General features: G+C 62.3%; 20 protein-coding genes. 15 read left to right on the top strand and 5 right to left on the bottom strand.

Features of this window, described 5'->3' with window-relative positions; genetic code table 11:
- Positions 1 to 110 precede the first annotated feature (110 nt).
- Together GO499_RS19395 and GO499_RS19390 are read right to left on the bottom strand one after the other, a co-directional pair.
- Positions 111 to 1,082 carry a lipid A-modifier LpxR family protein gene (locus GO499_RS19395; RefSeq protein WP_161863738.1) on the bottom strand — a complete coding sequence of 324 codons (972 nt, stop codon included), beginning with the start codon at positions 1,080 to 1,082 and terminating at the stop codon, positions 111 to 113.
- Between the two features lie 133 nt (positions 1,083 to 1,215).
- A complete protein-coding gene (locus tag GO499_RS19390) occupies positions 1,216 to 2,163 on the bottom strand; it encodes a lipid A-modifier LpxR family protein (RefSeq protein WP_161863737.1) in 948 nt (315 codons plus the stop codon).
- A 249-nt stretch (positions 2,164 to 2,412) separates the two neighbouring features.
- On the opposite strand from GO499_RS19390, the gene GO499_RS19385 reads away from it, so the two are divergent.
- From GO499_RS19385 to GO499_RS19350, 8 genes are all read left to right on the top strand, one after another.
- On the top strand, positions 2,413 to 2,649 hold the full coding sequence (locus GO499_RS19385; protein WP_161863736.1) for an Lrp/AsnC ligand binding domain-containing protein: 237 nt from the start codon (positions 2,413 to 2,415) through the stop codon (positions 2,647 to 2,649).
- A 220-nt stretch (positions 2,650 to 2,869) separates the two neighbouring features.
- The gene (locus tag GO499_RS19380) at positions 2,870 to 3,964 is read left to right on the top strand and encodes a TRAP transporter substrate-binding protein (RefSeq protein WP_161863735.1); all 1,095 of its coding nucleotides are present in this window, start codon (positions 2,870 to 2,872) and stop codon (positions 3,962 to 3,964) included.
- A gap of 91 nt (positions 3,965 to 4,055) precedes the next feature.
- Positions 4,056 to 4,637 carry a TRAP transporter small permease subunit gene (locus GO499_RS19375; protein ID WP_161863734.1) on the top strand — a complete coding sequence of 194 codons (582 nt, stop codon included), beginning with the start codon at positions 4,056 to 4,058 and terminating at the stop codon, positions 4,635 to 4,637.
- A 27-nt stretch (positions 4,638 to 4,664) separates the two neighbouring features.
- A complete protein-coding gene (locus GO499_RS19370; RefSeq protein ID WP_161863733.1) occupies positions 4,665 to 6,026 on the top strand; it encodes a TRAP transporter large permease in 1,362 nt (453 codons plus the stop codon).
- Positions 6,023 to 7,360: an amidase gene (locus GO499_RS19365; RefSeq protein ID WP_161863732.1), complete on the top strand. Its 1,338-nt coding sequence runs from the start codon at positions 6,023 to 6,025 to the stop codon at positions 7,358 to 7,360. The genes GO499_RS19370 and GO499_RS19365 overlap by 4 nt, the downstream gene beginning before the upstream one ends.
- A gap of 3 nt (positions 7,361 to 7,363) precedes the next feature.
- A complete protein-coding gene (locus GO499_RS19360) occupies positions 7,364 to 7,561 on the top strand; it encodes a hypothetical protein (protein ID WP_161863731.1) in 198 nt (65 codons plus the stop codon).
- Positions 7,558 to 8,514 (top strand): 2-hydroxyacid dehydrogenase, encoded by a 957-nt coding sequence (locus tag GO499_RS19355; protein WP_161863730.1) that lies wholly within the window; start codon positions 7,558 to 7,560, stop codon positions 8,512 to 8,514. Before GO499_RS19360 ends, GO499_RS19355 begins: the two co-directional genes overlap by 4 nt.
- A gap of 95 nt (positions 8,515 to 8,609) precedes the next feature.
- Positions 8,610 to 9,452: a universal stress protein gene (locus tag GO499_RS19350; RefSeq protein ID WP_161863729.1), complete on the top strand. Its 843-nt coding sequence runs from the start codon at positions 8,610 to 8,612 to the stop codon at positions 9,450 to 9,452.
- 107 nt (positions 9,453 to 9,559) lie between these two features.
- Here GO499_RS19350 and GO499_RS19345 read toward each other — a convergent pair whose 3' ends face one another.
- On the bottom strand, positions 9,560 to 10,543 hold the full coding sequence (locus tag GO499_RS19345) for a Gfo/Idh/MocA family protein (protein WP_161863728.1): 984 nt from the start codon (positions 10,541 to 10,543) through the stop codon (positions 9,560 to 9,562).
- A gap of 196 nt (positions 10,544 to 10,739) precedes the next feature.
- Here GO499_RS19345 and GO499_RS19340 point away from each other — a divergent pair, with 196 nt between their 5' ends.
- Together GO499_RS19340 and GO499_RS19335 are read left to right on the top strand one after the other, a co-directional pair.
- Positions 10,740 to 11,531 (top strand): hydroxypyruvate isomerase family protein, encoded by a 792-nt coding sequence (locus GO499_RS19340; RefSeq protein WP_161863727.1) that lies wholly within the window; start codon positions 10,740 to 10,742, stop codon positions 11,529 to 11,531.
- A gap of 43 nt (positions 11,532 to 11,574) precedes the next feature.
- Positions 11,575 to 12,276, top strand: coding sequence for an orotate phosphoribosyltransferase (locus GO499_RS19335; RefSeq protein ID WP_161863726.1), 702 nt, complete (start codon positions 11,575 to 11,577; stop codon positions 12,274 to 12,276).
- A gap of 4 nt (positions 12,277 to 12,280) precedes the next feature.
- On the opposite strand, the gene GO499_RS19330 is transcribed toward GO499_RS19335, so the two are convergent.
- Positions 12,281 to 12,814 carry a Hint domain-containing protein gene (locus GO499_RS19330; protein ID WP_161863725.1) on the bottom strand — a complete coding sequence of 178 codons (534 nt, stop codon included), beginning with the start codon at positions 12,812 to 12,814 and terminating at the stop codon, positions 12,281 to 12,283.
- Between the two features lie 266 nt (positions 12,815 to 13,080).
- Here GO499_RS19330 and GO499_RS19325 point away from each other — a divergent pair, with 266 nt between their 5' ends.
- From GO499_RS19325 to GO499_RS19315, 3 genes are read left to right on the top strand one after another with little or no spacing between them, the layout of a single operon-like run.
- Positions 13,081 to 14,376 carry a hypothetical protein gene (locus GO499_RS19325; RefSeq protein ID WP_161863724.1) on the top strand — a complete coding sequence of 432 codons (1,296 nt, stop codon included), beginning with the start codon at positions 13,081 to 13,083 and terminating at the stop codon, positions 14,374 to 14,376.
- A gap of 19 nt (positions 14,377 to 14,395) precedes the next feature.
- The gene (locus tag GO499_RS19320; RefSeq protein WP_161863723.1) at positions 14,396 to 17,311 is read left to right on the top strand and encodes an AAA family ATPase; all 2,916 of its coding nucleotides are present in this window, start codon (positions 14,396 to 14,398) and stop codon (positions 17,309 to 17,311) included.
- A 22-nt stretch (positions 17,312 to 17,333) separates the two neighbouring features.
- Positions 17,334 to 18,020, top strand: a complete 687-nt coding sequence (locus GO499_RS19315; protein ID WP_161863722.1) for a Crp/Fnr family transcriptional regulator — start codon at positions 17,334 to 17,336, stop codon at positions 18,018 to 18,020.
- Positions 18,021 to 18,026: 6 nt separating this feature from the next.
- Here GO499_RS19315 and GO499_RS19310 read toward each other — a convergent pair whose 3' ends face one another.
- Complete coding sequence (locus GO499_RS19310) at positions 18,027 to 18,635, bottom strand: YqgE/AlgH family protein (protein ID WP_348520793.1); 609 nt, start codon at positions 18,633 to 18,635, stop codon at positions 18,027 to 18,029.
- A gap of 61 nt (positions 18,636 to 18,696) precedes the next feature.
- Between GO499_RS19310 and GO499_RS19305 the strand changes: the two genes are divergently transcribed.
- Complete coding sequence (locus tag GO499_RS19305) at positions 18,697 to 19,482, top strand: protein-disulfide reductase DsbD domain-containing protein (RefSeq protein ID WP_161863721.1); 786 nt, start codon at positions 18,697 to 18,699, stop codon at positions 19,480 to 19,482.
- A gap of 187 nt (positions 19,483 to 19,669) precedes the next feature.
- Positions 19,670 to 20,296: a 5-formyltetrahydrofolate cyclo-ligase gene (locus GO499_RS19300; protein ID WP_161863720.1), complete on the top strand. Its 627-nt coding sequence runs from the start codon at positions 19,670 to 19,672 to the stop codon at positions 20,294 to 20,296.

Below are 20,296 nucleotides of genomic sequence, written 5' to 3'. Positions count from 1 at the left end.
GTCGATCGCCGCGCGTCCCGGCACTCCTTTTAAACCATTCAACGCTCATAGTCATGTGAATTGGCTGCAAACCACCATTCCGCATAAGCGTCGATGGTAAAATGTCGTCACTAGAAGGAGTATCCGAAGGCCATCGTCGTGGTCATCTGGCTTTCCCGCTGTGTTTCGAATTCCTTTGAATGCCACGTCAGCCCGAGAAAAAGAGAACCGTTGCGGATCAGCGGCAGGTTTTCCTGAAACAGCAGCCCCACCCGCGCGCGAGAGCGGAGCGGCGTCAAAGTGTATCCGAGGCTGGCAGGAAGCAGGTCCGATTCCGTCACCTTTGCCACGTCAAAACCCATCGTCAGGGAAACCCCCGGATCGCCCGGCACCGCCGCATAACGGTGGCCCGTGCCGTTGTCGCGCACAAGCATCGGCTCCATGCCCTTCGTCGCCAGTGTCAGGTCCGCGCCCAGTCGGGTGAAGGTTTCCAGCCCCGCCTGTGCCTCGACGAACGGCCGCAGCCGCACCCGCCGGTCGCTGAAGGCCAGCGTCCGCCCCACCTCCAGCACCGCTGTCGGATGGAACCCGTCAGGTATTTCGGACGCTCGAGTCACCAGTTCCGCTCCGCCGAACGTATCGTGCAGGAAAGAATGAATGGCTCCGATATTCGTCTGTTGTCCGGTCCAGATCATGTCGGCTCCGGCGGCGATCTCCCAGGCCTGCATCCGGAAATGCGTGTGCGCCCCCGCCGACAGCACACCGGCATAGCGTCTGTCCGTGGTGCCGGCAGGCATTGGCGCCGTCACTTCCTCGGGCGAAATCGCATCAGCGCGCAGCCGGAATTCCGCCAATGCAAAGGGCCGCGTCGGCAATTCGCCTGTCCAGGCTGGTCCCCACAATGTCGAAACGGAGAGACCGCCGGTGCGCCACCGATCCGAGCCGTCGATAACCCAGTCGTTTGTCGTCAGCGCCCCGATACCGATCGGCAGGAACGGCTTCAGGATATCGCTCCCCTCCGGCAGACCTTGAGCGCGAGGAGTACCGGCGCCGACAAACAAGAGAACAAACAGGCACGCAACGGCGCGGGCAAAATGGCACATGCAGATATCCAGGCAAGTGAATCAAATTTAACGAACTCCAGACCCTAAAAAGCCAAAAACGTCGATCATTCAAACATATTCACGAAAAATCCGGCGTTATAATATGCCGCCTGCGGCATTGCCTTCGAAGTCATCAGAAGCGCATGTTGAGCGAAATCGACGCCACCGTCTGCCCTTCGGACTGCCCTTCAAATTCCGGCCCCAGATATGTCAGTCCGTAAAACAGCCAAACGCCGTCCGGCCCGGTGCCCGCCGCCTCGTAAAGCACCCCCACGCGCGCCCTGCTGCGCGCGCGCTCCGGCCGATAGCCGCGATCTTCAGGCAGAAACGCCGACTGCTGCACATAGGCCAGATCGCCACCCAGCATCAGCGACAAACCGGTCCGGTCGCGCGGCACCACCACCGGATAGTGCTGCCCGCTGACGCCGTCCCGAACATGCAGCGCCTCATCCAACGCCGGACCGATCACCATGTCCGCACCCAACCGAGCGAAGGTCTCAACCCCCATCTGCATTTGCCCGAAAGGCCGTACGAAGGTCCCCGTATCGCCCAAGCGGAACTTCCGCCCCACTTCGACACTCGCGGTCGGATGCAGACGATTGGGCAGTTGCGTGCCGAGGATGCGGTTGCGCGGCGCCCCTGTCGCCCGGTGCAGGCCCTGCTGGATGTCGCCGATACCCGTTTGCGGCCCCGTCAGAACGATATCCGCGCCGGCATCGATCTCGAACCCGCCGGTCTGGAAATGCGTATGCGCTCCGAAGGACAGCACGCCCACCAGCGGCCTGTCGCCCTCCTCCGCGCGGGAGATCCGTTCCGGCGCAATCAATTCGCCATGAAAGCGATACTCCATGACAGCCCCCGCCCGCCCCGGCAGCGCCCCCGTCCAGGGTTCGCCGCGCACATAGGATGAGGTGTAGGAGCCCGTCCTCCACCTGTCCTCGCCATCGCCGAAGATGTCGTTGTTCAGGATAGCGCCCCAACCGAGAATGCCACGGTCCTTCGCCCAGGATGGCCCGGCCAGCAACACCAGAACAATCACAACCAGCACCCGCATCCCGGCCTCCGATCCAGTTTCCGTCAACTGGACCGCCTTCTAGACAACCGGGGTTCCGACGGCCTTAACCATGCGCGAAGAAAGCCCGCAGCAGCCTGAAAAAACGCATCAATTGCCAGACAACTTCAACTCGAAACCTCCGTATCCCGGCAACCGCCACCGCAGTCCGCGCACCGGCACGCCTCCAAACGCCCCGGCCGCTGCCCTCCCCGAAAGGACTGGCGCACCCAGCCACCTCCCTGCATAGTCGCCACGACAAAGGAGGAGACCAGCCCCATGAACTGCGTATTCGTACAGCTTCAGTGCGCCCCCGGCACAACCTACAAAGTGGCAGATGCGATCATGGACCGGGAGATCCACTCCGAACTCTATTCGACGTCCGGCAATTACGATCTGCTGCTCAAACTCTACATCCCGGAGGGTGAGGACGTCGGCAAGTTCATCGACGGCAACCTGCTGACGATAGAGGGCATCCAGCGCAGCCTCACGACTATGACTTTCAAGGCATTCTGAAGGCATGCGCCGTCCCCCGCTGTGTCGGCGGGGGCGCAACTGCCGACATTCCTACAAAAAAATTACTATGCCGCGAGCGATCCCCGTTTATACTCGATGTGCCGAAGCCTGACGGCGGGCCCGAGACCTGCCAGCCACGGCAACCAAAAAGCGACCGGAAAAATCCGGCGCATTCAAAAAAACGCGGGTGCGCTGCTGCCCGCGATGTAGGGAGTTAGAAATGTCAGATACCGTGAATCGCCGTCGATTCCTGCGTGGCTCGGCCATGGCCGCCGCCGCCAGCGGCCTCGCCGCGCCCGCAATTGCCCAGAACAATGTCACCACGCTGAAGATGCAGGCCGCATGGGGTGGCGGAATCTTCCTTGAGAACGCGCAATCCTACGTCGACCGCGTGAACGCGCTGTCGAAGGAACTGCAGATCGAACTGCTTGCTGTCGACGCGGTCGTCAAGACCAGCCAGATGCAGGATGCCGTCCACCGTGGCGTTCTCGATGCCGCCCACTATGTGCCAGCCTACTGGTATTCCAAGACGCCCACCGCGTCGCTGTTCGGCACCGGCCCCTGCTACGGCTGGTCCAGCCAGGAAGTCCTCGGCTGGGTGTACTATGGCGGCGGCCAGGAACTCTTCGATGAACTGATGGCCTCGCTCGGCCTCAACATCGTGTCCTTCTTCAACTCGCCGATGCCCGCCCAGCCGCTCGGCTGGTTCAAGGAAGAACTGAAGGATGCCTCTCAGATCAATGGCCTGAAGTATCGTACTGTCGGCCTTGCTGCCGATGTGCTGCTCGAAATGGGCATGTCGGTTGTCCAGCTTCCGGGCGGTGAGATCCAGCCCGCCATGAAATCGGGCCTGATTGACGCGGCCGAATTCAACAACCCGACCTCCGACCGCGATTTCGGCATGCAGGATGTCTCCAAGTTCTACCACCTCGCTTCGTTCCACCAGAGCCAGGAATTCTTCGAGGTAACGTTCAACAAGGACACATTCGAAGGTCTGGCCGACGAGCAGAAGGCCATCCTGAGATATGCGTCCGAGGCTGAAAACTCCAACTTCTACTGGCACAATACCAAGCGCTATGCCGAAGACCTCACGACGCTTCAGGAAGAGCAGGGCGTAAGTGTCTTCCGTACACCGGACGACGTGATGGCCGCCCAGCTCGACGCGTGGGACGTCGTGGTAGACCGCATTTCGGAAGGCGATCCATTCTTTGCCAAGGTGATCGAGAGCCAGAAAGCCTACGCCAAGGAAGTCATGGGTTATCTCAACCTCAACCAGCCCGATTACAAGCTGGCATACAACCACTACTTCGCCTGAGGTCCGGCCGGGCCCGTGAAACCGGGCGGGGTGCAACAGCACCCCGCCCAGCACAACGCCGTGCGCGGCGACAAGGGGTGGAGTGCAAGCCTTGATCAATACAATTCACGCAATCGAAGGCCTCAGCACATGGGTTGGCCGCGCCTTTGGCTGGTGCATTCTCGTGCTCACCTTCTCGGTGTCCTACGAGGTTTTCGTGCGCTACGTCCTCAACGCCCCGACGGTCTGGGCCTTTGACATGATGGTCCAGATGTACGGCGCCCTGTTCCTCATGGCTGGCCCCTACGCGCTGGCACAGGACAGCCACGTTCGCGGCGATGTCCTCTATCGCCTGTTTCCCGTGCGCTGGCAGGCGCGGCTCGATTTCCTGCTCTACCTGCTGTTCTTCTTCCCCGGCATGATGGCCCTGTTCTGGTTTGGATGGGAAATTGCCCAGGACAGCTGGCGCTACAAGGAAGTCAGCTGGAACTCCCCCGCCCGTATCCAGGTCTATTTCTTCAAGACGTTGATCCCGCTCGCCGGCGTTCTGCTGATGATACAAGGTGTCGCCGAACTCATGCGCTGCTGGATCGCGATGCGCACCGGCGTCTGGCCTGAACGCATCGACGACGTGCGCGAGACCGAAGACATGCTGGTCGACAGCGAGATCGCCGATGCCCTGCGCAACAAGTAAGCACATCACCGGACAAAGAGAACAAAAATGACAGACCCCCAAGTCGCCATCCTGATGCTGTGCCTGTTCATCGGGCTCGTGCTACTCGGCTTCCCGATCGCCTTCACCCTGCTCGCCATGGGTGTGGGTTTCGGCTACTACGCCTATTACAGCGGCGTCGACAGCGTCGCCGATGTGTTCAACAACAACATCTTCTACCTGCTCAATCAGAACACCTATTCGGTGATGGAAAACGACACGCTTGTCGCCATTCCGCTGTTCCTGTTCATGGGCTACGTGGTCGAGCGTGCGAACATCATCGACAAGCTGTTCTACTCACTCTACATGGCCGCGCGGAATCTGCCTGGTTCTCTGGCCATCGCCGCGCTTCTCACCTGTGCGGTCTTCTCCACCGCCTCCGGCATCGTCGGCGCCGTGGTCACGCTGATGGGCCTCCTGGCCTTCCCCGCGATGCAGCGCGCCGACTACAACAAGAGCTTCGCGGCCGGTGTCATCTGCGCCGGCGGCACGCTCGGCATCCTGATCCCGCCGTCGATCATGCTGATCGTCTACGCCGCCATCGCCGAATTGTCGCCGCTGCGCCTCTACGCGGCCGCCGTCTTCCCCGGCCTCATGCTCGCCGGGCTCTACATCGTCTACGTGATGGTCCGGGTGATGCTGAACCCGTCCATCGCACCCAAACCGCGGCAGGAGGATATTCCCCCCGTCCGCCAGATCTACTTCGAACTGCTGATCTCCTTCGTACCACTCACCGTTCTCATCATGCTGGTGCTCGGCTCCATCCTCGGCGGCCTCGCTACCCCGGCAGAGGCGGCGGCGATGGGCGCGCTCGGCGGCCTCGTGCTGGCGGTGCTCTACCGCTCGCTCACATGGCAGAAGGTCAAGGAAAGCGTCTTTCTCACCGCCAAGGCCACGGCGATGGTCTGCTGGCTCTTCGTCGGCTCGTGGACCTTCGCCTCCGTGTTCTCCTACCTCGGCGGGCATGACGTGATCGAGCACTGGGTGGTGTCGATGAACCTCGAGCCGTGGCAGTTCCTCGTCATGGCCCAGCTCATCATCTTCGTGCTGGGCTGGCCGCTGGAATGGTCCGAGATCCTGATCATCTTCGTGCCGATCTTCCTGCCCATGCTCGATACGTTCGGCGTGAACCCCTACTTCTTCGCCATGCTGGTCGCACTCAACCTGCAGACCTCGTTCCTCACGCCGCCGATGGCCATGTCTGCCTACTACCTCAAGGGTGTGCTGAAGAAGCAGATCGAACTGGTCGAGATCTTCAAGGGCCTGATGCCCTACCTCGGCATCGTGTTGCTGTCGATGGTGCTGATGTACCAGTTCCCCGGCATAGCGCTGTGGCTGCCTGATTACCTGTTCGGTGAATACGTTCCATGAGCAGACCCCACGCCCTCACGGCCAGCGACGCGGCAGAGGCGATCCGTTCCGGTCGCCTCACGGCCACGAAGCTGGTGTCCGATTGCCTCGCCCGCATCGAGGAGACGGACGGCACCCTTCACGCCTGGGCGCATGTCGATGCCGAAGGCGCGATGGCGGCGGCAGAGGAAGCGGACAGCCGCAAGATGCACGGCCTGCCTCTCGGCCCGCTTCATGGCGTTCCGGTCGGTCTCAAGGACATCATCGATACCGCGGGCCAGCCAACAACCCGCGGCACTCCGATCTTCGCCGGCCGCCAGCCGGTTGCGGATGCCCGCATCGTCACCACCTTGAGGGAGGCCGGGGCAATCATCCTCGGCAAGACCGTCACCACCGAACTCGCCTTCGTGCACGCCGCCGAAACCCGCAATCCCCATAATCCGGCGCACACGCCCGGCGGTTCCTCCTCCGGTTCCGCCGCCGCCGTCGGAGCTTTTCAGGTACCGCTGGCCGTCGGCACCCAGACCAACGGCTCCGTCATCCGCCCCGCCAGCTTCTGCGGCACCTTCGGCTTCAAACCCACGCGCGGCCTCATTCCGCGCACCGGCGTCCTGCAAACCTCCGTCAGCCTCGATCAACTCGGCACCTTTGCCCGCAGCGTAGAGGACATCGCCCTCGTCACCGAGGCGCTGATGAGCGCCGACCCTGCCGACCCGAAGAGCCTGCCGCACCACAAGCCCCATCTCGCCGCCGGCGCGGCAGCGGAACCACCGGTGGAACCAGCCCTGGCGGTGTTCGACCTGCCCTATTCCAGCCAGCTCGCCTCCGACACCACCCACGGCCTCGCCGAACTCTCCGATGCACTCGGTGCCCGTGTCGAACATCACGCCAGCCCGCCTGCCTTCGCCTCCCTGCCGCAGGTTCAGTCGACGATCCACCTGTATGAAATCACCCATCACCTCGCCGACGTCTTCGACGAAAACTGGGATGCCATCAGCGACAGCCTCCGCCCACTTGTCGAAACGGGGCGGAAGATCACCGCCGACCAGCACGCCGAAGCGCTCGAACGCATGGGCGAGGCCGAAAGATGGGCCGAAGCCTTCTTCAAGGATTTCGACGCCATCCTCGCCCCCTCCGCCCTCGGCGAAGCCCCGCTCTTCGGCCCCGCCACCGGCGATCCGATCTGCTGCACCTACTGGACGGTCATGGGCCTTCCCTGCCTGTCCCTACCACTGCTCACCGGCGACGCCGGCCTGCCCATCGGTGTCCAGCTCATCGGACGGCAGCAACACGATGACCGCCTGCTCCGCACCGCCAACTGGCTCCTGAAAACCCTCACTTCACCGGAGGCCTGATACATGTCCTACCTCACAAAAATTATCGTCGGCGCCATTGGCACCGCCCTCGTGATGACCTTCGTCTTCGGCCTCTCCCGCTCCATCTCCAACGGCTTCGCCGGCTTCTGGGGCGGCTTTCCCTTCCTCGTCATCGCGCTCATCGTCATGGGCATGGCGGTCTACGATTTCTGGGACGAATGCATCCGGAAGAAAAAATGAAGAAGAAGGTCTGGATCGCCCGCAAACTCTCCGACGCCACGCTGGCCCGCGCCGCCCGCGACTATGACACCATCGTCAACGAGGCCGACCAGCCCAGCACCGCCGACCAGATCGTCGCGATGAGCGCAGAGGTCGACGCCATCGTCCCCTGCCATTCCGAGCATTTCACGGCCGAAGTAGCCGCCCGGCTCGATCCGCGCCTGAAGATCATCGCCAACCACTCCGTCGGCGTCGATCATTGCAACCTGCCCGCGCTGAAGGCCCGCGGCATCGCCGTCACCAACACGCCCGATGTGCTGTCGGACGCAACCGCCGAAATCGCCTTCCTGCTCATGCTCGGCGCCGCCCGCCGCGCGGTCGAGGGCGATACGATGATGCGCGACGGTTCGTGGGATTTCTGGTCGCCCGCCTTCATGGTCGGCACGCAGGTCACCGGCGCGCGGCTCGGCATCGTCGGCATGGGCCGCGTCGGCCAGGTCATGGCCCGCCGCGCCCGCGGCTTCGACATGGAGGTGCACTACCACAACCGCACCCGCCTCGCCCCCGATCTCGAACACGGCGCTACCTTCCACGAAAGCCTCGACACCCTGCTGCCAGTGTCCGACTTCCTGTCGCTCCACTGCCCCGCCACACCACAGACGACTGGCCTCATGAACGCCGAAACCTTCGCGCAACTCCCCAAGGGCGCCATCCTCGTCAACACCGCCCGCGGCGCGCTGGTCGACGAGGCGGCGCTGATGGCAGCACTCGACAGCGGCCACCTCGCCGGCGCCGGGCTCGATTGTTTCGTCACCGAACCAGGCGGTAACCCTGCGCTGGCCGCCTACCAAAACGTCTTCATGCTGCCCCATATCGGCAGCGCCACCGTCCGCACCCGCGACGCGATGGGTTTTCGCGCCCTCGACAACCTCGACGCCTTCTTCGCCGGCGAAACGCCGGGTGACTTGCTCTAGAGCACCGCTCCGAAAAGCATCAGGAACTTGATCGAAGTCAGGGAAATCCAGCCATTCCTGCGTCACGCTCCTGTTAACCGCGAAAGGAGCGAAACATGTCCTACAAGACCATTCTCACCGTTCTGCCCAACCCGGAAACCGCCCGCACCCTCCTCCCCGCCGCCATTGCCGTGGCGGAGCAGTTCGGCGCTCACCTCACCGCCATCCACATCCGCCAGCTCTACGAGATGTATCCGGGTGCCCACGGCGCCATCAGTCTCCGCGTCTACGATCAACTGACACAGGATACGAAACGGCTTGCCGAGGAAACGCGCGCTGTCTTCGATGAAGCCTCTGCCAAAACCGCCGCCACGCTGGAGTGGCGCGAGGAAAAGGCGTTTCTCGCCGGTATTCCGCGCAAGCTCACCCAGTCCGCCCTTCGCTCCGACCTGATTGTCATGTCGGCCCGCGACGGCTGGTCAGGCGACGACCTCAGCACCTCCACCCTGCATGATGTCATCCTCGGCACCGGCCGGCCGGTGCTGATGCTGCCCGAAGATGCACAGCCGGCCGCCATAGGCCGCAACATCCTGCTCTGCTGGCAACCAACGCGCGAAGCTTCCGCCGCTGCCCACAACGCCCTGCCGTGGCTGAAGACAGCCGACCTCACCACCATTCTCACGATCGCCGACAGCAGCAGCTACTCGATGGAAGCCGAAACCGAGGGCCATGACCTTGCCAACATGCTCGCCCGGCATGACTGCAAGACGGAAATCCGCCACATCACCCGGCAAGAGCCGACAATCGGCGCCCAGATCCTCAAAGAGGCCCGGATCAGCGGCACAGACCTCATCGTCATGGGCGCTTTCGGCCACAACCGCCTGCACGACATTTTCTTTACCGACGCCACACGGGAGGTGATCCGCAACACCAAGCTGCCAGTGCTATTCTCCGGCTGAACGAGCCATGCCGGCCCTGTCCGCTTAAGCACGGGCCGGGCCACCCTTGACGCGCAACGGTTACCGCGACGCGCCGGACAGTACCGGCCTGCTTCTCCCGGTAGGTCTCAGACGTCCACCCAGCCGCCCGCCTCGCCCGCCGCATAGACAGCGTCGATGAACTTCTGGTTCCGCCGGCTGTCCTCGAGGCTGAATACCTCACCGTCGCCAGCCACAGCCCGCGCAAAGGCTTCCACCTCCAGCACGTATTGTCGCGTGCCGGTGAACCGGAACACCTCGTCATGGCCACGATTTTGATCGTGCAGTTCGACGACATCCGCCCCGTAAAGCCCGGCGTTGAAAGGCGTCCGTACACGGATCCAGCCCTTCTCACCGTGGAACACCATCTCCTGGCGGGCCGCCATCTGTGTAGCCACATAGAAATCCATCCGGAATTCGCCAAAATCGGCAGCAACACGGGCATAGATGTCGGTACCGAACTTCGGATCGCGCTCCACTTCGGCGCTTACCCGCTTCGGCTCCAGCCCGGTGGCGAAACGCGTCGTCACTGTCGGGTAGACGCCGATGTCCGGCAGCGCACCGCCGCCCAGTTCGGGCACATTGCGCATGTTCGTCTCGTCGACGTTGTAGTAGCTGAACGCACCCTGCACGTGCCGCAGGCGCCCGATCGCGCCGTCATGCAGCAGTTGTTTCACCTTCTTCCACTGCGGGTGGTACGTCACCATGAACGCTTCCGACACGGTCACGCCGTTGCGGTCCCGCGCCTCGATCAGCGCGTCGATTTCGCTCGCCTTCAAGACAATCGGTTTTTCGCAAAGCACATGCTTGCCCGCATCCGCCGCCTTGATCGTCCACTCCGCGTGCTGCGAGGTTGGCAGTGGAATGTAGACGCCGTCGATCACGTCCGATGCCAGCATCGCCTCGTAGGAGCCGAAGACATGCGGTGCGCCAAACCGGGCCGCCAATTTCGCCGCCCGTGATTCATCTCGGCTGGCAATCGCGCTCAGCACACCGTTTTCCGCATCCACGAATGCGGGGATCAGATGTTCCCGCCCGATCTTCGCCGTCGAAAGTACACCCCATCGAAACATCGTTCGCCTCCCATTTCCGTTTCGGCCACAAACTGGCACAAATTCCGCCGAACGCCACCCCCGAAACATCGGTTTCCGGCTCTGCACACTGCCATACCGAACCCATACCAAAACCATACCAAACCCATATTCCGCCAGGGCTGGACATTCGCCGTCCCGTCGGCCTTGAATGCCCCGGTCAAGTCAGGGCGTCATCATGTTGAAATTCTCCGCCAATCTTGGTTTCCTCTGGTCCGATCTGCCGTTGGTGGAGCGGATTCACGCCGCCGGTGCCGCCGGTTTCGATGCCGTCGAGGACCACTTTCCCTATGATACGCCTGCCGCCGAAACCCGCGCCGCGCTGGCCGAAACCGGCCTTCGGATGGTGTCTATCAATACCCGCCCCGGCGACATGGCCGCGGGTGATTTCGGCCTCGCATCCTTACCATCGCGCGTAACGGAAGCACAGGAAGCTATCGCCGAAGCCATTGAATACGCAGAAACAATTGGCGCAAACTCCGTCCATGTCATGGCCGGTCGCAGCGCCGGCGACCCCGCGGAGGCCGACACATTTCTCAACAACCTCGCCCACGCGCTGCGCCTTGCCGGGGCCGCTGGCGTCGATATCCTGATAGAGCCGCTGAACCCCCGCGACGCCCCCGGCTATCTCCTCCGCAGCCTGGAAGCCGCCGCCGGCATCTGCCAGACGCTGGACAATCATCCCGGCCTGAAAGTGATGTTCGATTGCTACCATCTCCAGATCACCGGCGGCGATCTCCTGACCCGCTACCGCAACCATGCCGGACGCATAGGCCACATCCAATTCGCCTCCGTCCCCGACCGCACCGAACCCGGCACAGGCGAAGTAAACTATCACTGGCTGTTACCGGCCCTGCAAGCCGCTGGTTACGAAGGTTTTTTCGGTTCGGAATACCGACCGAAAACCACGGTGGAGCAGGGTTTGGGCTGGCTCCAGAGCCTTCGGTCGGCCACCTTGGCAGGCCCGTGAATTTCGCCTAAACGGAACCCAACTCACCGAAAGGCCCGCGCACATGTTCTCCAACACCTATCCGTCCGACACCGAGATGGCAGCCCTCACCGCTGCCATGCTGCTGGAAATCAAGGCCGTCCACTTCCGCGCCGACGAACCTTTCACTTTTGCCTCCGGCCTCGCCAGTCCCGTCTACATCGACTGCCGGAAGCTTATCTCCTATCCCCGCATCCGTTCCGCCCTCATGGATTTCGCCGTCGCCAAGGTCTTTCGCAATGCCGGTTTCGAAGCCTTCGATGCAGTAGCGGGCGGAGAGACGGCAGGCATCCCCTTCGCCGCCTTCATGGCCGAACGGATGGGGCTGCCGATGCAGTATGTTCGCAAGAAGCCAAAGGGTTACGGGCGCGACGCCCAGATCGAGGGCGAGATCCGCGAAGGCCAGAGGGTGCTGCTGGTAGAGGATCTTGCAACCGATGGCGGTTCAAAGATCCGGTTTGCAGAGGCAATTCGAAAAGCCGGCGCAACCTGCGATCACACATCCGTCGTGTTCTACTACGACATTTTCAAGGAAGGGTTGGAGGAGCTTCGGAAAGGCGGGCTCTCGCTCCACTATCTGGCCACCTGGTGGGACGTTCTCAAAGCGGCCCATGAAAGCGGACATTTCGACGCCCGCACCCTGACGCAGGTAGAGGCGTTCCTGAACTCCCCGCTCGAATGGTCAGCCGAAAACGGCGGCGCCTACGAGAAGACAAGTTCCGACTGAGACATCAGCCAATTTCCATGAGAACCGGCACAAGTTCGGCCCACAGCTTGGGTTCCGTTTCCGCCAGCCGCGCAGAATCCGGGCGAAAACCTTCACAATACAAGCCGTTGGCCCAGAAAGCACCCGGGCGAGTGAAGATTGCCCGCGTGTAGGCCACGTTCTCCATGTCCCGCGCCAGCGCCACGCCTTCCCGGCCCACCAGATGTTCCGCAGGAACACTTTTTTCACTGCCCGGCAAACGCAGCCACTGGCCCAGCGCCAGCACGACATCGTTGTCCGGAAATCCGGGGCCCAGCGCACCGGCAGAAATGCGCAGTGGCGCCAGCAAAGGCTCTCGCCACAGGTCCGTCTCGTCAAAGCGCACATGCTCTACCCATAGTGCATGAAGGCGCTCCCGGCGCGCACCAAAGATGGTTTCGCCCGGGCCCATCATGGAGATAGGCATCGGGCCGCTTTCGCCCAGGACAACCGTTCCCTGCCCCACGAACATCGCCGTCGCATCACGAAGACCCGAACGACACTCCATATGAATCACCATTGCCAACTCCCGAACACAGCCTTCCAACTTAATCCGATCGCTGGCGCAAACTGTTACGTCGGGAACTTTTTGGACCTGCCGGACGTGAAAGTATTTGCCGCAGTGTGCAACCGGCGACATATCGGGCGACGCGCGGTCCGTTGCATTTCTATGTATTCCAATTTTCGCGGCCATACTATTCGCGCAATTGTTGTTAAATTGAAAGTTGAGCTTGGATCGGGGGATACTCGCTCACACAAAAGAATTTGAAGATGGGGGATTCACTAATGCGCTCTGTGCAGACACTGGCCTTGGCGATGGCAACAGGGCTGCTGCCCCTGGCAGCCGTCGGCGCGGACGTCGATCCGTATGGCTCCAATAACGGCACCTTCCCTACTGCGGAGCAATGGCAAGGCCCGTTCCGGATTGCCAATTTCGATTTCCCCAAGCATCAGCCGCACGACAGATGGCTTAACGGCAAGGGCATGGGTGAGATCAGCACCGGCAACGCCGAGGCCTACATGGAAACCCTGCGAACATTCGTGGAGCCTTCCGTAAAGGCGATGATCGATGCGCCATTGGAATGGGATCACGCCGCCGAAGGCTGGTACGACATGCCCTGGACAGCCGGAGACAGGGAGCCGTTGCTCGGCGCCTTCTCGGGCCAGACGATTCTTGCTGATGCCTTCGCCGAATTCGGCCAGAAAGCCGCGTTCACCAACCACGCCGTGATATATTACAATGATGTCGCCGCCGGCATGCTCGGCCGCATCTGGGCCAATCCCTTTTCGCCCGATTTCCGCGCCATCGACTTTCCCGAAGGATCCATCGTCATCAAGGCGCTAGGCGCCGAAGTCACACCGGAGAATTTTCCGCCGGTCGAAGGCAGCCAGATTTGGAACGTCTTTGCCAAACCGTTCGACGGCTCCTCCAACACCGAGCAGGTAGTCGACACTCGCGTCATCCAGTTTGACATCGTCGTGAAAGACAGCATCGCCGCTCCCGGCACCGGCTGGGTCTTTTCCACTTACATTTACGACAAGGACGCCGCCGGCGAGACGACATGGGACAAGCTTGTGCCGCTCGGCGCCATGTGGGGCAACGATCCGGAACTGGCACTGCAGGCAGACGGCGGCACCGGCAAACTGATGGAGACGTGGGTAAATCCCGACGCACCCGCCTATTCGTCCGCAACACTGGGCTGGGGCGGGCGCCTCTCAGGCCCGATGGATCTGGCCGAGCGTCAGAACATCCTTTTCACCGATGGCACCCGGGCCGAAACAATGACGGAAGTATCCGCCTGTCTGTCGTGCCACTCTACCGGACAGACGCCCTTCATCGCCAATCTCTATCCTGGCCCGAACAAGAGTTTTCCGCCCGCCGGGCAGACCTTTTTCCTGCACAAACCCGGCTCTCCGGAATGGGCGCAATGGTATCGTAACCGCGAGGGAACATTGCCTTTTTCGTCGGTTGAGGGCGTCGTCGGAACCGACTACAACATGCTCCTGACCTTTGCGATCAACACATTCTACGCCTCTACCGGCCAGACCGAAAAAGTGACACGCCATATAGATGTCCATTAACAACCCAAGCACTGCGGCAATGACTCCCTCAGGTGATGGCGTGGCGGATCAGATCTGGCGAAGGGACAATGCCTTCCGCCAGATCACTGCTGTTTTCGTGGATGTTGCTGACAGCTCCGGCCTGATGCAGAGCCTTGGCCTCGACGACTACTCCGACTTCCTCGGTGATTTTCAAAGTCTCGTCGCACGGGAAGCCGTCTCCCACAGCGGGTATGTGGCCGAGTATCTCGGCGATGGCGTCGTCCTCTACTTCGGCTATCCTAAGGTGTCGGACGAAGACCAGATCAACGCCCTTTCCTGCGCATTGGCCATCCTGGCCGCCGCGCGGGCCGAAAAACTGCCTTTCGAAGGCCTGCGCATCGGAATAGCGACCGGCCAGAGCATCCTGGACCGTGGCGAAACGTCGGGCAGCGCCCGCCGCGCTGTTGGTGACTGTCTGACAAAGGCCGCACGCATTCAGTCGATCGCGGCTATCGACAGCATCGCTGTCTGCGCAACCACTCCGACTCTGACGCGCGATCTCTTCACCTTCTCGCCTCTCGGCGCGCATGAGTTGAAGGGCTTTCCTCAACCTGAAAATCTCTTCCGGCTTACAGGTCACCGCGCCGACACCCGCGCAAGTTCTCCGGCCACCGCCCGCCTCAGCGTGGGACGCAGACAGGAATTGGAGGAGGTCGCGACTGCCTTTGCCGCTGCGAGGGAAGGCGAAGGCAAACTCATTGTCATCCACGGCGAGGCAGGTATCGGCAAGAGCCATTTTTCCCAGAACCTGTCAGCCCGGCTGCTACCGGCGGGGCAGGAACCTGCGCTGCTCTACTGCACGCCCATCACTGCACGGTCCAGCTTCCTGCCCCTGGCAGATTGCCTGAACGCCCTTGCCATCCGCTTTCTGCCGAAGGATCTTCCGACGCGTCGCGCGCGGCTGGAATACCTGTTGCGGCACCGTTTCGCCATGCCACCCGGTCTCGACGAAGCCTTGCTGGCGAGCCTTCTTCCCAGCGCGCTGGAGGCAGCGCAGGGCGGGGCCCGGCTTAACATGTCGGGCGCACGCGCCGCCGCCCTCGATATCCTCGCAGACCAGATGCTTACGCTCGTCGCGCAGGAGTGTCACAGCCTCATGCTGCTGGAGGACCTGCATTGGGCAGACAGCGGCACTCTCGAATTCCTGCAGATTCTCTTTGCAAAGCGACACTCTCAATCCGTTTTGCTTGCGGCAACCACCCGACCGGAAGGCCCCCTCGTCGCCAACGGCATTCGTGGCGACCACCTCGTTTCGCTTGCACCGCTGACCGACGTTGAGAGCCGCGACATCATCGCCGCACTCAATCCGGCGCTCGATCCGGAACAACTGGCCCGTGCGTGCGCCAGCGCCGGCGGCCTACCCTTGCTTTTGGAAGAATACGCTCAGGCATTCTCCGTCGACCCGGAGGCTCCCGGCCCTACCCAGGGCACGGAAGTATCGGCCACCGTCAATGCGCTGGTCCAGACGAAGCTGGATCGTCTAGGCGTGCTGGCTCAGCGTTTCGTGGAGGTCGGGGCAGTGATAGGCCAGCGCTTTCCCCTGCCGCTCGCCGGTGCCATCGCCGGGTTGACGATCACCCAGCTCTCCGGCGTCCTCGCCCATCTTCATGAACTGGACCTGATCCGCAGTGGCGCCGTCAATGCAGCCAGTGGCAGTGTCGATTTCAAGCACGCGCTGATCTCCGACGCCATCTACGCCTCCATTCCGCGTAAACGTCGGGCTCTGATCCACAATGCCGTGGCCGTAGGCTACGCCGAGGCGGAGGAGGCCGTCAGCAAGGCTGTCATCGCCGCGCATCTCGACAGAGCGGAAAAGCCGGAAGAGGCCGCCCGCGTCTTCCTCGCCGCCGCGACGGAAATGTCCAATCTAGGCGATCCGGTTCAGACTCTCGCCCAGACTACACGGGCACTGGCCTGCATCGCCCGCCTCGGCGACACCGCCAATGCCAAGGCGTTGGAGATCGAGGCCCGCGCGCTCGAAGGGCTGGCCCGCATGGTCATGCAGGGACCGGGAAGCCCGGATTTCGGGGCCTCGGCCAAACGCGCCCTGCAACTCTGCGAGGAAACCGGCGTCGAAGCGCCCGGGCAGGTCTTGTTCGCGGCAGGTCTCCATTCCTGGGCCGTCGCCGAATTCGACCAGGCAGACCCCATCATCGCCAGTTTGCAGTCCGCATCCACGCCAGAGCAGCCGGGACTGGGCTTCGCCGCCAGCCTTCTGTTGGGTCTCGTCAACTGGCACCGGGGCAATACCGAGACCGCACTTGCTGCCTTTACGACCGTTCTCGAGTCCTTCGACCTCGAACGTGACGACGGTCTCTATGCAGAATACCTTATGGATTTCAAAACTTTCTCCGGCTTTTACTCTGCCCTCTGCCACGCGGCCCTTGGCCAGCATGACGTGGCGAAGAGTCTGACAGACGAAACGCTGGCTGCAGCGAAGCCTCTGATGCGCCCGCACCCCATCGGCTTCGCAATGCTCGCCCGTGCCGTCACCGCAATGTTCGCGGGCGACAAAGCCCGCACCGCCGCCAACGCAGAAGAATGTATCGCCCATTCCACGCTGTTCACATTTCCCGAGTTCATTGCCCTTGCCGAGGCCTGCAGCGGCTGGGCCGATCTATCTGACGATCCGGCTGCCGGTCTCAACCGCATTCGCGCCGGCCGGGAAGGTTGGTCTCGCACCGGCTTCCGGTCCTGGGAGGCACTTTTCGCCGCACTGGAAGTCGCGGCCCTGCATCGGGCAGGTGATACGGAAGCAGCCGGTTCCGCCCTGTCCTCGGCCCGCAAGCTGATCGCCGACCGGGGCGAGAACCAGTTTTTCAGGCTGATCGAATGGCTTGACGCCGACGGCAGGGGTGGCGAGGATCACGGCGAACCGGCAACCAAGACCATCTCGCCCGGTTTTCTCGCCTGAAACACAACGCCGGGAGATCGCGATGTCCGTGCCTGCACCTGCTGAAATCCTGACGCAATGCGCCCTGTTCGCCAGTCTTGGCGAAGAACAGATCCGAAGCATAGCCAAACGCTGCACGCTTCGCACCACCCGTAAGGGCGAGGTGCTTTTCAGCCAGGGCGACGACAGTGACAGCCTCTACATCATGGTCGAAGGCGCAGCCACCATCTCGCTTCTTTCCGAGACCGGCCGCGAGATGATTTTCCATATCGCCAAACCCGGCGACAGTATCGGCGAGATTGCCCTGCTCGACGGCGAACCCCGATCCGCCACTTGCACTATCCGCGACGTCGGGCGTGTACTGGCACTGCGACGAGCGGATTTCGTTGCCCTGCTGGAGGATCCGGCCCTTTCGCGCGGCATCATCACCACACTCTGCATGCTGCTCCGCCGCTCAACGGATCGTGCGGAATTTCTCGCGCTGCGCCCGCTGCGCGCGCGCGTCGCCCATGTGCTGATGGGCAATGCCGTGCCGGACGGCCCGCGCCCGCCGCAGGTGCGTCTGACGCAGCAGGAACTGGCACTTATGTGTGGTGCCGCCCGCCCGCGCGTGAACCAGATTCTCAAGGCGCTGGAAGCGGAGGAAGTCATCTCCAAGAACGGCCGCATCATCCTTCTCTCGGACATGGAACAACTGGAGGACATCGCCCAGGAACTGGACGAACTCTGAAAGGCTTCAGGCCCGGCCACCCTCGGCCGACAGCAACCGCGGGTCAATACCCAGCCTCCCAAGCGCGCCAGTCCAGCGATCGGCGCTCTTGGTCCCGAAGATCAGCGTTTCGTCGGCATCGCAGGTTAGCCAGCCATTCTGCTGCAACTCACCCTCCAGCTGCCCCGGCCCCCAGCCAGCATAGCCGAGGCAAAGCAGTGCCTCTCGGGGCCCGGTGCCATCGGCGATGTCGCGTAGAATCTCTATCGTCGCCGTCATCGCGAACGAGGCGTTGACCTTCATCGTACTGTCGGAAACCTCGTAGTCGTTGGTGTGCAGCACGAACCCACGGCCATGCTCCACCGGCCCGCCAAAGAATACGTCCGTATCATGCATCAACGGCCCCTTGTCGATCTCCAGTTGCTCCAGCAGATCGGCAAAACGCAGGTCCGGAGCAGGCTTGTTGATCATCAGGCCCATGGCTCCGTCGTCAGAGTGGGCGCACATGAAGATTACGGAACGCTCGAACCGCAGATCCCCCATTCCGGGCATCGCGATCAGCATCTTTCCATCGAGGAACTCGGAAACCGGTGCTTTCATGTAGTGGAAGATGGTGCAGGCCACAGGGCAAGGCAAGCAACAACTCTCGCAGAAGCGTGAGTTCCCTCTCCCCCGCTCCCCGGCTAAGGTCCGCGCCATGATACGCCTCATTGCCCTCATGGCGGCACTTGTCGCCCCAACCGTTGCCACTTCGCAGGAAATGTCCCGCATGCGTCTCCTGCCCGGTTGGGAAATGCCGGACGGCAACCGCATGATCGGCGTGGAAATCGACCTCGATCCGGGCTGGAAAACCTACTGGCGCGCTCCCGGCGCGGGCGGTATCCCCCCGATGTTCGACTGGACAGGGTCGCAAAACCTCGCTGCCGCTACCATCCACTGGCCCAGGCCGGAGGTGCAGGAGTCCTATGGGATGACGACGCTGGGCTACAGCGACAGGGTCGTCTTCCCGGTAGAACTCACACCTCAAACGCCGGGCGGGCCCATCGACGTAGCGCTGGCACTGTCTTACGGCGTTTGCGAGGATATCTGTATTCCGGCCCACGCAACGGCTGAAATGCCGGCAGAATCCGCTGCCGACTCCACTACCGTGCAAGCCATTGAAAACGCTCTCGCCGCCCGCCCGCTCACTACCGACGGCGCCGGCATCCAATCCGCGTCCTGCCAACAGAGTGCAGAGACGGTGACAGCCAGTTTCCGCTTTGCCGGCGAAGCACCCGCCGCGCCATTCAGCGTGTTCGAAACCGGGTCGGAGGAAACCTTCCTGACCCCGGTATCAACCCAGGCCGATGGCTATGCACTGACCATCACGGCCGCACTCGATCACTACGGCAAGGGCGCACCTGACGTCGATCTCGGCAATCTGCGCATCACCCTTCTTACCGCAGACAGCGCCATCGACATCCGGGGCTGTCCGGCCGGCTGAACCCTTGCGGGGCATCGGTGCCCGTGCCAACCTGAGACATGGCAGAACCGAGTCCACATATATTTTGGGCCAGGGTCCAGACACCTCACGCGCAACCGCTCGGCGCATGGATCTTCGATGACCGCTGCATTGACATCTACAGGGTACCACGGCGCACGACGTCCCCAGATCGTGAAGTGACCTGACCATGGCCCGCGAAGACCAGACAACCATTGGCGGCCATGTTATCGACCGCGCCACGAAGCTGCAGGTGGACGCCCACCGTAAGGCCGAACGCGAGCGTCTCTACGCTCTGCGGCGCGGCATGCCGCAATCAAACCGCGCGGCGGAGACCGAACAGGTAATTGCAGCACTCACCGACCGTCTCGGCGACGTCGCCGGCAAGACCATCGCCTTCTACTGGCCGATCCGAGGAGAGCTTGACCTGCGCGCCTGCATGCACGCCCTGCACCGGTCCGGCGCTACAGTCAGCCTGCCCGTTGTCGTAACTCGTGCTGCGCCGGTGGAGTTTCGCACATGGGCGCCCGGTTGTGCCATGACCCGCGGCATATGGAACATTCCCGTGCCTGCCGAAGGTGCGCCGCAACGCCCCGACATCGTCATCCTGCCCTTGGTCGGAATTGACGCCGACTGCTACCGGCTGGGCAACGGTGGAGGCTACTACGACATGACTCTGGCATCCCTACCTGTTGCGCCGCTGAAGATCGGCGTCGGTCAGGGGTTCTGCAGGATCGACAGCATCCGGCCACAGCCATGGGACGTCCGGCTGGATACTGCCATCCTCGGTGACGGCAGCATCATCTCCGCCCCCTGA

Origin of the sequence: Algicella marina (genome assembly GCF_009931615.1) — a bacterium.
Lineage (GTDB): Bacteria > Pseudomonadota > Alphaproteobacteria > Rhodobacterales > Rhodobacteraceae > Algicella > Algicella marina.
This window is presented reverse-complemented; position numbering and strand designations above follow the sequence as displayed.